This window comes from Pelistega indica, assembly GCF_000506865.1.
Lineage (GTDB): Bacteria > Pseudomonadota > Gammaproteobacteria > Burkholderiales > Burkholderiaceae_B > Taylorella > Taylorella indica.
The window spans coordinates 1-12,767 of the sequence record NZ_AYSV01000112.1; the positions used below are offsets into that span (position 1 = coordinate 1).

Here is a 12,767-nt window from a genome sequence, read left to right on the forward strand (position 1 = left end):
GATAACGAAGGTTGGTGTGTTGACATTAATATTTATCACAAATAAGAGAGGGTATAGCCTTTAGTAAAGTATGTTTGGTGAGCTATTTAACCGTTATTTTTAAGATATGGGGAATAATAACTCAATTAAAAGCACAGTGGGCTCGGATTTACTCTTATGAGTTCATCTCAAAGCCCACATTAAAACTACTTTATTAAATTACTATTACTGGTAGTAATTTCTTACGGCAATAACAGATTTATTAGGCAAGCAATTGACGTAAGACGAATGGTAGAATGCCTCCATGTTGGTAGTATTCTACTTCAATTGGCGTATCAATACGTAACAATACGGTGACCTGTGTGCTAGTACCATCAGTACGATGGATAGTTAGGACAACATCTTGTTGTGCTTGAATACCATTTTCTAGACCTGATATATCAATGACTTCATTACCCGTAATGCCAAGTTTACTAATACTATCATCACCTTTAAATTGTAATGGTAGAACACCCATACCTACTAGGTTATTGCGATGAATACGCTCAAAGCTTCGTGCAATTACGGCTTTAACACCTAGCAATTGAGTACCTTTGGCAGCCCAGTCTCGAGATGAACCTGTACCATATTCTTCACCTGCAAAGATAACAGTTGGGGTATTGTGACTAATATAGCGCATTGCGGCATCAAAGATAGAGACTTGTTCTCCTGTTGGTTGATAGATAGTTTCACCACCTTCAACGAGTGAGCCATCTGCTTTGGGTGGAATCATTAAGTTTTTGATGCGGACATTGGCAAACGTACCACGAATCATTACTTCATGGTTACCACGGCGAGAGCCGTAGCTGTTGAAGTCACCTTTGGAAATATCGTGCTGGATTAACCATTGACCAGCAGGTGATGTTTCTTTGATTGAGCCTGCAGGAGAGATATGGTCAGTCGTTACTGAGTCACCAAAAATACCTAAGATTCGTGCTTGCTTGATACTAGGTATTGATCCAGGAGTCATACTGAATTGATCAAAGAATGGTGGCTTAGCAATATAAGTTGATTCAGGCCAGTTATATACGTTACCAGTGACGCCTTCAATACGTTTCCATAGCTCTCCGGGATTAGTCTTGATTTGTTCGTAATTTTGGCGATAAACGGTTGGTTCCATTGCTTGAGGAAGAAGGGCTTGAATTTCTTCATTGCTTGGCCAAATATCTTGTAGATAGATAGCTTTGCCTTCTTTGTTTATGGCAATTGGCTCGACAGTTAGATTTTTACGAATATTGCCAGCTAATGCATACGCCACTACTAGAGGCGGTGAGGCTAAGAAGTTTGCTTTAATATTTGGATGGATGCGTGCCTCAAAGTTACGGTTACCCGATAAAATAGCTGAGCAGACTAAATTATTTTCAGTAATGAGCTGATTGAACTCAGGTAATAAATCACCAGCATTACCAATACAGGTAGTACAACCATAAGCAGAAATATCAAAACCAAGCTGTTCTAGATAAGGCAGTAGACCTGTTTTTTCTAAATACTCTGTCACTACACGTGATCCAGGGGCTAAAGAAGTTTTGATATGAGGTTTAATCTGTAAGCCAGCCTCTACCGCTTTTTTGGCTAATAGACCTGCTGCGAGTAATACACTAGGGTTAGAGGTATTGGTGCATGAGGTGATAGCCGCAATTAGAATATCTCCTTGTTTGATCTCAATGCCATTTTGCGCTGTGTATGTTTTGTCTAATGCAGCCACATCTTGGTTAAACCCATTGTTTTGAATAGGTGCTGTAAACAATTGTTCAAAAGTCGATTTAATATTTGGTAAAACAATACGATCTTGAGGGCGTTTAGGACCTGCGACTGATGGCTCAATACTTGATAGGTCTAAGTGTAGTAATTTGGTATAGTTGATGTCATTGGCACGTGGAATACCATAAAGCTCTTGAGCTTGGAAATAAGCTTTAAAGGCTTCGATAGCTTCATCAGAGCGACCTGTGCCTTTGAAGTATTCGATAGTTTTGTCATCAACAGGGAAAAAGCCCATAGTCGCACCATATTCAGGCGCCATGTTCGCAATGGTCGCACGATTAGGTACGTTAATACTGGCTGTACCCTCACCACAGAACTCTACAAATTTACCCACTACTTTTTCGCGGCGTAGTAATTCTGTTAACGTAAGTACTAAGTCTGTAGCGGTTACGCCTGGTTTTAATTGACCTGTTAGCTCTACACCAACAACATCAGGAGTGAGGAAATAGACTGGTTGTCCCAACATACCTGCTTCAGCTTCAATACCACCAACACCCCAACCAACAACACCTACACCGTTAATCATGGTTGTATGAGAGTCAGTACCCACTAGTGAGTCAGGATAGTAAATACCATCTTTAGTTTTGTGAACGCCTGGAGCAAGATATTCAAGGTTAACTTGGTGAACAATACCAAACCCCGGAGGAACTACACCAAAGGTATCAAAGGCTTGCATACCCCATTTCATAAATTGATAACGCTCTTTATTGCGTTGAAACTCAAGTTTCATGTTTAAATCTAATGATTCTTTGGTGCCGTAATAGTCAATCATTACAGAGTGATCTACTACTAAGTCAACTGGTACTAGTGGTTCAATTCTTTTTGGATCTTTACCCATATTTTCAGCAACAGTGCGCATAGCAGCTAGGTCAGCTAGCAAGGGAACGCCAGTAAAATCTTGTAAAACAACACGTGCCACAATAAATGGAATCTCTTCCGTACGTTTGGCATTAGGTTCCCAAGTAGCTAAAGCCTTGATATGTTCATCGGTAATTTTGACATTATCTTGATGACGTAGTAAGGCCTCAAGAACAATACGGATTGAGACAGGTAGGTGAGATAGAGAGATATTGAGTTGTTTGGGCTAGGGTGGGGAGTGAATATAATTGGCCGGTTTTATCGCCAATAGAAAACTGTTTTAAAGTCTGCTGAGCAAGCATAGCTTTCTCCATTTTGGGTTATGAAATATATCTTTATTTATACCTCAAAATAGAAAAAAAAGCTAATACGTCTTTTGGTTAAAATCGGACAAAAGGGAAGCCTGATTTTTAGTTAAAAAAACAGGTTAAGGTAATGTAAGTACTTTCGGCGTGCAGGGTTTTGTGGGGATAAGTAATGCTTTTTGAAAGCTAAACTTTTGGAAACCCTGCACGTCAAAATCCCAAGAAGGGAAGCCTGATTTTTAGTTAAAAATGCAGGCTTCTAGTTAATTGATTTTTATTTAAAAAGCTTTGCTAGATTAGCAATACCTGTACGGATTTTATCTTCTGGTACAGTGACAAAGCTTAGACGTAAGTTATTAGTCACAGGCTTGTCTGCCAATGGATAGAAAGGTTGACCAGGAACATAAGCTACTTTTTGCTCATCAACTGCACGTGGTAATAACTCAGTCGTATTGATACTTTCGTTAAACGTCAACCATAGGAACATACCACCAGATGGATGAGTCCATGTAACATCAATACCCTTGAAGTTTTCTTCTAGTGCTTCTAGCATATAACCACATTGACGTTTGTAAAGCTCTCGAACTTTGGGTAAATGTTCAGTTAAAAAACCATCTTTAACAGCTTCATAAACAGCCATTTGAGTGATAGAGGCGGTATGAAGATCGGTAGCTTGTTTTAATTGAACCATCTTGGCAATAATCGCTTCTGGAGCAATTACAAAGCCAATACGCATACCTGGTGCTAATACTTTAGAGAATGATCCCATGCGAATCACGGTACCACCATATTGCTGAGATAAAGCGAATAATCCTGGTAGAGCTTCGCCCTCAAAGCGTAACTCACCATAAGGATCATCTTCGATTAAAGGAAGGTTAAGCTCAGCACAGCGTTTAACTAAGGCAATACGACGCTCAAGGTTTAATGTACGACCTGTAGGGTTTTGGAAGTTAGGTAAGGCATAAAGGAAACGAGCATCTTTAGCAATCTCATCAGTCAAACCTTCTGGAACAAGACCTAATTCATCAGTAGGTACAGCAGCATAAGTAGGACCAAATTGATTAAATGATTGGATGGCACCTAAGTATGACGGTGATTCAAGAACTACTTTTGAGCCTTCATCAATAAATAATTTACCAATTAAATCAAGTGCTTGTTGAGATCCTGATACGACAAGAACATTATCAACGGTGATATCTACGCCACGAGCCTTGAAGTCGCTAACCACCCATTCACGTAAAGGGCGATAGCCTTCTGTGGGTCCATATTGTAAAGCGACTTTGGGATGGTTACTCATGACCGTATCATAGGCTTGTCTAAGTTTTTCGACGGGGAAGCCCTCAGGTGATGGTAAACCACCTGCAAATGAAATAACATCTGGACGCTCTGTTACTTTGAGGATTTCACGGATAACTGAGCTAGTGGCAGTACTAGCTCTTTTGGATAATGAGAAATTAAATGTAGTCATGATTGCTTCGTTCAAATTAGATTTAATGAACTATATTATCCCTTTTTTACGGTCATGGCTAGACTTAGTCTAAAAAGCATTGAAATTGTCGTGTAAATCCTAATTTAAAGGCAATTAGAGCATATAAATTAATGCACATAATTAACTCTCTGTGGATTATTACGAGGTGAATTATTTAGATGATTATGAATATAAATGCGTAAAAAACCTCTTATTGTTTATCACAATAAGAGGTTGGACTTTACTAGTAGTAGTTGATGATACTAGTCGTGATGATTCACTTATTTAATTTCAACTTTAGCTTTGTCACGAATTTCTTTAGCGTATTTCAACATAGCTTCTTGGCGCACTTGATCAGTTAATTGGGCTTTTACTTCTTCAAAAGCAGGTGCCTTAATAGGACGAGTGTCTACGACTTCAATCACGTGATAACCAAATTCAGATTTAACAGGTTCAGCGATAAGCTCACCTTTTTTGCCTGCTTCTACAGCTTTAGCAAATTCTGGGACATAACGGCTAGCAGGTGCCCAACCTAATTCACCACCTTCAGCACCAGAACCTTTGTCTTCAGAAGATTTTTTAGCGGCGTCAGCAAAACTAATTTTTTTTCGCTTTAATGTCAGCGATAAGCTTTTTAGCTGTTGCTTCATCTTTAACTAAGATATGGCGTACATTGTATTCTTGGCGTGAACCTACTTTTACTGATAGTTCATCGTATTTCGCTTTTACATCTGCGTCTTTTACTGGATTTTTTTCTTCCCATTGCTTAACTAGAGCAGAGATTAAGAGATTAGCGCGTGCATTTTCTAGTGCCATTTGAAAGTCTTTATCTTTATCCACCCCAAGTTTTTCAGCTTCTTGCTCTAGTGCCGTTTGAGTAATTAAGTTTTCTAGCACTTTCTTTTTAGTCTCTGCATCAGCATCTTTCATACCCATGGCTTCTGCTGTAGCATTTACTTCTGCTTGTGTAATTGTTTTACCGTTTACAATAGCTGCATCTTGTGCCATAGCAGGGAAGCTTGCACCTAAAGCGATTGCAATAATAAGTGGTTTGATAGAAAGAGTCATTGTTGTTATTCCTTAAAAAAATTAAGAAGGTATTTTGGTAATAAGAGCTAAGGCATGAATAGGATAAGGAAGTAAATCGTTAAGCGTATCAAAAACTAAACGTTGCTGAGCCACGCGAGTTAATCCTCGAAACTGTTCAGAACAAATAGTCACTCGGAAATGACTTGCTCCGTTACGGCTTCCTGCATGACCAGCATGCAGATGTGACTCATCCTCAATAATTAATTCCAAAGGGTCGAGTTGTTGTAAACGCTCTTTGAGAAGGTCTGCACGAGGGTTAGATGTCATAAACAGCTTAATCCTATAAAAATGACTTATGGTAAAAGCCAACCCTGACTTTATATCAAGATTGGCTTTAAGTGTAGCGATTATATTAACAAAACTAGATAGTTTTTGTCCTCACTGAAACGAGGAGTAACACTATTTAGTCTAGTGTAACGCTCTCAGCTTTTTCTGCATAGCTTTCGATTTGATCAAAGTTCATGTAACGATAAATTTTATCGCCATTTTCATTAATCACACCGATATCAGCTAAGTACTCTTCACGAGTAGGAATGCGACCTAGACGTGAGCAGATAGCCGCTAACTCCGCAGAGCCTAAGTAAACATTAGTATCTTTACCTAAACGGTTAGGGAAGTTACGAGTACTAGTAGACATCACAGTTGCTCCTGTACGGACCTGTGCTTGGTTGCCCATACATAGAGAACAACCAGGCATTTCTGTACGAGCACCAGCAACACCTAAAACGCCGTAATGACCTTCTTCAGAAAGCTGTTCAGCATCCATTTTGGTTGGAGGGGCTACCCATAAGCGAACAGGGATATCACGTTTGCCTTCGAGCAATTTAGACGCGGCACGGAAGTGACCAATATTAGTCATACAACTACCGATAAACACTTCATCAATCTTCACGCCAGCCACATCAGATAATGTTTTCACGTCATCTGGATCGTTAGGGCAGGCAACGATAGGCTCATGAATTTCATTCAAATCAATTTCGATTACCGCAGCGTACTCAGCATCCTCATCTGCTTTTAACAGTTGTGGATTTGCTAACCATGCTTCCATTGCTTTGATACGACGTGCTAATGAACGAGCATCTTGATAGCCTTCTGCAATCATCACTTTTAATAGTGTGATATTAGATTTGATGTATTCAATGATTGGTTCTTTATTTAAATGAACAGTACAACCAGCCGCAGAACGTTCAGCTGAAGCATCTGTTAATTCAAAGGCTTGTTCAACTTTAAGATCAGGTAATCCCTCAATCTCTAAGATACGACCAGAGAAAATATTTTTCTTACCTTGTTTAGCGACAGTGAGTAAACCTTGTTTAATGGCATAGTAAGGAATAGCATTAACGAGGTCACGCAATGTCACGCCAGGTTGCATTTGACCTTTGAAGCGTACAAGCACAGATTCAGGCATATCTAGAGGCATTACACCAGTAGCTGCTGCGAAAGCAACTAAACCAGAGCCCGCAGGGAAACTAATACCAACAGGGAAACGAGTATGAGAGTCACCACCTGTACCTACAGTATCAGGTAATAACATACGGTTTAACCATGAGTGAATAACACCGTCACCTGGACGTAGAGAAATACCACCACGGCTAGAAATAAACTCTGGTAACTCGTGATGTGTTTTCACGTCTACTGGTTTTGGATAAGCGGCTGTATGGCAGAAAGATTGCATGACCAAATCAGCAGAGAAGCCTAAACATGCTAAGTCTTTTAACTCATCACGAGTCATTGGACCTGTTGTATCTTGGCTACCAACAGATGTCATACGAGGCTCACAGTATGTGCCAGGACGTACGCCTTTACCTTCTGGAAGACCACAGGCACGACCAACCATTTTTTGAGCTAATGTAAAGCCTTTGCCAGTATCTGCAGGGTCTTTTGGTAAACGGAATAGGGTTGATGGTGGTAGACCTAACGCTTCACGAGCTTTGGCTGTTAGACCACGACCGATAATTAATGGAATACGACCACCAGCACGAACTTCGTCAAATAGTACATCTGACTTCACTTGGAATTCAGAAATTACTTTACCGTCTTTTAGCGCTTTACCTTCGTATGGGCGTAATTCAACAACGTCTCCCATATTCATTTGGCTAACGTCTAATTCAATTGGTAATGCACCAGCATCTTCCATAGTATTGTAGAAAATAGGTGCAATTTTGCCACCTAAGCATACGCCACCAAAGCGTTTGTTAGGAATAAAAGGAATATCTTCACCAGTGAACCACAATACGGAGTTAGTAGCTGATTTACGAGAAGAACCAGTACCAACAACGTCACCTACATAAGCAACTAAGTTACCTTTTTCTTTTAGTGATTGGATAAACGCAACAGGACCACGTTTACCATCTTCTTCTGGCGTGAAAGGTGCGCCTTCGCGTTTGTTTTTTAGCATCGCTAAAGCGTGCATAGGGATATCAGGGCGTGTTGTTGCATCTGGAGCAGGTGATAAGTCATCTGTATTGGTTTCACCGGGTACTTTAAATACAGTGATTTTTAAGCTTTCTGGTACTTCAGGACGGCTTGTGAACCATTCTGCATCTGCCCAGCTTTGAAGAACTTCTTTAGCAAACGCATTGCCTTTGTCGGCTTTTTCTTTCACATCATGGAAAGAGTCAAACATTAACAATGTTTTTTTCAAACCATTGGCAGCGATTTGACCAAGTTCAGCATTGTCTAATAAGTCAATTAATGGGCTGATGTTATAACCACCAAGCATTGTACCCAATAGCTCAGTTGCAAGTGCAGGACTGATTAAGGCATTTTTTTCAGAACCGAAAGCAATCGCTGCTAAATAAGATGCTTTTACTTTTGCTGCATCATCAACGCCCGCAGGAACACGATGAGTTAATAAATCTAATAAAAACTTCTCTTCACCTGCTGGAGGATTTTTGAGTAGTTCAATTAAGTCAGCTGTTTGTTTTGCTGAGAGGGGGAGGGCAGGAATGCCTAAAGCAGCACGTTCTGCTTCATGTTTACGATATGCTTCCAACATAGTTATTTTCCTGAAGTCGGTTAAGAATAAATATTCTCTCTATTATAAAAGTAAAAAAGCATTTTCGGTAAGTCTTATATAAGACTTGGAAAAACAAATTTGGCAAGGGAATCGAGTTGTTATTTGAGGTAGAGTTGTTATTTTTAGCAAACTAGGCTATATTTATGTCAGCCGAAACAGGGGTGCTATATTTCATAATGATTAATATGGCTGAGAATTACCCTTTATACCGATCAAGATAATACTTGCGTGGGGAGTTTCTAACTACAACTAGCCTAGGTGATTTTTCTAGGGGTAATTGCAGTCACACTCCTGTTTCTTTTTTACCAAAAGGAGTGTTTTAATGGCTAAATCTAAGGGAAATGAAGCTCATGCATTGGAGCAACTGAGTGCCTCTTTAGGTGTTCAATTCGCTTATCCTAATTCTGCAAAAGTGTACCTTCAAGGTAGTCGTCCTGATATTCAAGTACCATGCCGAGAAATTTATCAAGACGATACTATTACATCAGCAGGTATTGAAGAAAATCCACCTATCCCTGTCTATGATACGAGTGGAGTTTATGGTCAAGCAGATGTGGGTATTGACTTAAAAAAAGGCTTGCCACCTATCCGCCATGCGTGGCTAGAAGAGCGGCAAGACACAGAAATTTTGCCTACGTTGTCTAGTCAATATGGGCAAGAACGAGCACATGATCCGACTACTGCCCATTTACGGTTTAATCAAATTACTCAGCCAAGACGTGCTAAGGCAGGGCATAATGTGACACAGATGCATTATGCACGCAAAGGTATCATCACACCAGAAATGGAGTTTGTGGCAATTCGTGAGCGGTTGAAGTTGGATGAGCTATTGCGTGACCCTCGTTATACCAAATTATTAAAACAGCATTCAGGACAGCATTTTGGTGCAAATATTCCGCAACATCCTGATCAAATCACCCCAGAGTTTGTGCGACAAGAAGTTGCTGCTGGTCGAGCGATTATTCCTGCCAATATTAATCACCCTGAAATTGAGCCTATGATTATTGGACGTAATTTTCGCGTCAAAATCAATGGTAATTTAGGCAATTCAGCTGTTACCTCATCACTGACGGAAGAAGTCGAAAAAATGGTCTGGGCGCTTAGGTGGGGGGCAGATACAATTATGGATTTATCGACAGGTGAGCATATTCATGAAACACGTGAGTGGATTATTCGTAATGCTCCTGTACCGATAGGGACTGTACCTATTTATCAAGCATTGGAAAAAACAGGGGGAATTGCAGAAGACTTAACATGGGAGCTATTTAGGGATACCTTAATTGAGCAGGCTGAGCAGGGTGTGGATTATTTTACTATTCATGCAGGAGTACTCTTGCGATATGTGCCACTGACAGTTAGCCGTTTGACCGGTATTGTATCAAGAGGGGGCTCTATCATGGCGAAATGGTGTTTAGCTCATCATCAAGAGAACTTTCTTTATACGCATTTTGATGAAATTTGCGAGATTATGAAAGCGTATGATGTGTCTTTTTCATTGGGCGATGGGTTAAGGCCTGGTTGTATCGCTGATGCTAATGATGAGGCACAATTTGGCGAGTTACATACCTTGGGTGAGCTAACTGCGAAAGCATGGAAGCATGATGTACAGGTGATGATTGAGGGACCGGGTCATGTTCCTTTACAACGAGTACAGCAGAATATGACCGAAGAGCTTAAGCATTGTTTTCAAGCACCTTTTTATACTCTTGGACCGTTGGTGACTGATATTGCTCCTGGCTACGATCATATTACCTCAGGAATAGGGGCAGCTAATATTGCTTGGTATGGTACGGCGATGCTGTGCTATGTGACACCCAAAGAACATTTAGGATTGCCTGATAAAGAGGATGTACGCACTGGTATTATTACATATAAGCTAGCAGCACATGCCGCAGATTTGGCAAAAGGGTGGCCAGGAGCGCAATTACGAGATAATGCCTTATCTAAAGCACGGTTTGAATTTAGATGGCGTGACCAGTTTAGATTAGGTCTAGATCCAGAGCGTGCTGAGAGTTATCATGATCAGACATTACCCGCAGAAGGCGCTAAAATTGCTCATTTTTGTTCTATGTGTGGTCCTAAATTCTGCTCTATGAAGATTACGCAAGAAGTTAGAGACTATGCAGAAAGAAATAAAGGGATGCAAGAAAAATCCATTGAGTTTTTAAGAAAAGGCGCCAATATTTATCAGTAAATTATTAATGCGTAATATGTGGTTAGATACTTCTTACTGTGTTTTTATGTAAAATGGCGACAGTAATTGAGTATTTAACTACATTTTTAAAGGAGTGTGGAATGACGTTAGCTAAAAACACGCTAGTAGGTGTTATGGCGGTAGCAGTTATTGGTGCAGGGGTATGGTTTGGAGGTAATTATTTTGCTACTCAAAAAGCAGAAGAGAAGGCTCGTGCTTATTTAGCTAAACATAAGTTAGAGAATTCTGTGATGTGGGAAAAGTTAAGTGCACGTTTGGATAATACCGCTACCTTAAATAAGGTCGAAATTACAGTCCCAGAAACGGGTAAAAAATTGTTTATTCAACAATTAGATGTTAAAAATTTCGAGGATAGCGATAAAGAATTTAAACTTGATATAACGTTTAACGGGGTAAGTGATGAGTCAGGTAAATCTCCTGTGGCAGCGTTCATTGCAGAGACACCAGATTTACAGGAATTAGACTTAAAAGAGCTGCCATTACTTAATGGTACATTAAAATTAGAACACGAAATAGAAAAAGGTAATGTAGATTTTTCTGTGATGTTAAATCAGGAAAAAGCAGTGGATATGGAGTTTGCTCTTGATATTAAAGATGCAAGTGGTTTTATTGCATTAGCCAAAGATAAGAGAGCTGAATTAGAGCGTAATCCTTTCCAAGCATTTGCGGCGTTATCTACGGTTCGTTTAGATGACCTTTCCGTCGCTTTTTATGATAAGGGATTGGTAGAAAAAAGCGCCAAGCAAAATAAGGTCCCTGATAACTATATGCAGGAATGTGAGAATCAGCTTGTCATGATGGGCATTGAGAAGCATCAAGAGTTTTGTAAAAGTGCGGACAACTTTTTCCGTGCTGAAAAGAAAAATCTAAAAATCTCATTAGACCCTAAAGAACCTTATCCTTTAGGGAATTTGATTAATTTAACACAATCTCCTGAGCAGCTAAAACAGGTCTTTAAAGAGTTAAATATCAACGTTAGTAATTAGTGCTAAAGTAAATTGAGATATAAAAAACAGTGGCTTAAAGTCACTGTTTTTTTATGGAGAGCTTTTTTAGGCTAAGGTTTGTTTTATTTAGCGAGTAAGTCGTTATATTCTGGATGACGTGCGACATAAGCTGCCGTATAAGAACAACTAGGGATCACTTTCCAACCTTTTCCTTTGGCGGTATTTAAAGCAAATTCAGTGAGTTTTCCTGCAATGCCTCGTCCACCAATGGCATCAGGTACGATTGTGTGTAGAAAAGCTGCTGTATCTCCTGACAGATGATAATCAATATGGGCGATATGTCCATCGACTTCTGTTGTAAAGACTTGAGCGTCTTCATCATGATTAAATTGCATAATGGTCTCCTAATTTTTGTTATAAATGAATAAGATCAGTACCCATAGGATAATCATCATTAGAATACCTAAAAAACAGCTTCCCCACAAGGCTAAAATTGGCAATTTAACGGAAGTAGGTACTTCACTAGGGTTCACATGAGCCAGAAGTTGATTGGCATTGCCTCTTATTCCTTTTTTTGCATTTGGAAAGAAAAGACGGAAGAAATAGTCTAATAAAATACCTGTTTTATTACCGAGTGTGAGTCTATGCCAAGGAAGCGTTTGTAAATAAGGGTGTTGCATAACATCATTGATACGCTTTATTTGATGCATAAAAATAAACAACAATGCAAAAACAGTACAGAGCATGCAGGCGAGTAATAAAAAAAGGGCGATACTTAATAAATTAAGCATTTTTGAGATAATCCTTTGATAATCTAAACAAATTTGTTTATAAGAGCAAATTAAGTGTAGAAGTTCAGACTTCATCTGACAGTTCCCCGTTTGACAAGCGGTGTCTGTCAGATTAGATTTAGCTCAGCTTTTTGCTGTTCCAAATCTGTTTACCATCAATCAATGTTTCTATGGGTGTTCGCCCACAGCACATCTTTCCTTGATGAGTTCGTTCATTATTATAGAAATCAAGCCATTCGTCTAGGTCTTTTTGCAAACTATCTAAATCACTGATAGAGTTTTTTGCGGAACGCTGA

9 protein-coding genes, 2 pseudogenes and 1 riboswitch are annotated in these 12,767 nt (G+C 39.6%); of the genes and pseudogenes, 2 read left to right on the forward strand and 9 right to left on the reverse strand.

The window, feature by feature from the left end; translation table 11 throughout:
* Positions 1–241: 241 nt before the first annotated feature.
* From acnA to acnB, 6 genes and pseudogenes are all read right to left on the reverse strand, one after another.
* Positions 242–2,939, reverse strand: a pseudogene (acnA, locus tag V757_RS25225) (aconitate hydratase AcnA).
* Positions 2,940–3,216: 277 nt separating this feature from the next.
* Positions 3,217–4,410, reverse strand: coding sequence for an aminotransferase-like domain-containing protein (locus V757_RS25230; protein WP_023952545.1), 1,194 nt, complete (start codon positions 4,408–4,410; stop codon positions 3,217–3,219).
* Positions 4,411–4,691: 281 nt separating this feature from the next.
* Positions 4,692–5,060 carry a peptidylprolyl isomerase gene (locus V757_RS29430; protein WP_052019414.1) on the reverse strand — a complete coding sequence of 123 codons (369 nt, stop codon included), beginning with the start codon at positions 5,058–5,060 and terminating at the stop codon, positions 4,692–4,694.
* Positions 5,008–5,478 carry a peptidylprolyl isomerase gene (locus tag V757_RS29435; RefSeq protein WP_052019416.1) on the reverse strand — a complete coding sequence of 157 codons (471 nt, stop codon included), beginning with the start codon at positions 5,476–5,478 and terminating at the stop codon, positions 5,008–5,010. Before V757_RS29435 ends, V757_RS29430 begins: the two co-directional genes overlap by 53 nt.
* A 21-nt stretch (positions 5,479–5,499) precedes the next feature.
* Positions 5,500–5,766, reverse strand: coding sequence for a BolA family protein (locus V757_RS25240; protein ID WP_023952547.1), 267 nt, complete (start codon positions 5,764–5,766; stop codon positions 5,500–5,502).
* 136 nt (positions 5,767–5,902) lie between these two features.
* Positions 5,903–8,497 (reverse strand): bifunctional aconitate hydratase 2/2-methylisocitrate dehydratase, encoded by a 2,595-nt coding sequence (gene acnB / locus V757_RS25245; protein WP_023952549.1) that lies wholly within the window; start codon positions 8,495–8,497, stop codon positions 5,903–5,905.
* A gap of 168 nt (positions 8,498–8,665) precedes the next feature.
* Positions 8,666–8,770: riboswitch (TPP riboswitch) on the forward strand.
* A 70-nt stretch (positions 8,771–8,840) separates the two neighbouring features.
* Between acnB and thiC the strand changes: the two genes are divergently transcribed.
* Both thiC and V757_RS25255 read left to right on the forward strand, forming a co-directional pair.
* Complete coding sequence (gene thiC / locus V757_RS25250) at positions 8,841–10,712, forward strand: phosphomethylpyrimidine synthase ThiC (RefSeq protein WP_023952551.1); 1,872 nt, start codon at positions 8,841–8,843, stop codon at positions 10,710–10,712.
* A gap of 101 nt (positions 10,713–10,813) precedes the next feature.
* On the forward strand, positions 10,814–11,719 hold the full coding sequence (locus V757_RS25255) for a hypothetical protein (protein WP_023952553.1): 906 nt from the start codon (positions 10,814–10,816) through the stop codon (positions 11,717–11,719).
* 83 nt (positions 11,720–11,802) lie between these two features.
* On the opposite strand, the gene V757_RS25260 is transcribed toward V757_RS25255, so the two are convergent.
* The 3 genes and pseudogenes from V757_RS25260 to V757_RS28155 form a co-directional block, all read right to left on the reverse strand.
* Positions 11,803–12,075 (reverse strand): GNAT family N-acetyltransferase, encoded by a 273-nt coding sequence (locus V757_RS25260; protein WP_023952555.1) that lies wholly within the window; start codon positions 12,073–12,075, stop codon positions 11,803–11,805.
* Positions 12,076–12,084: 9 nt separating this feature from the next.
* Positions 12,085–12,471, reverse strand: a complete 387-nt coding sequence (locus V757_RS25265; protein ID WP_031274811.1) for a hypothetical protein — start codon at positions 12,469–12,471, stop codon at positions 12,085–12,087.
* Between the two features lie 118 nt (positions 12,472–12,589).
* Positions 12,590–12,767, reverse strand: a pseudogene (locus V757_RS28155) (IS481 family transposase); the annotation flags it as partial.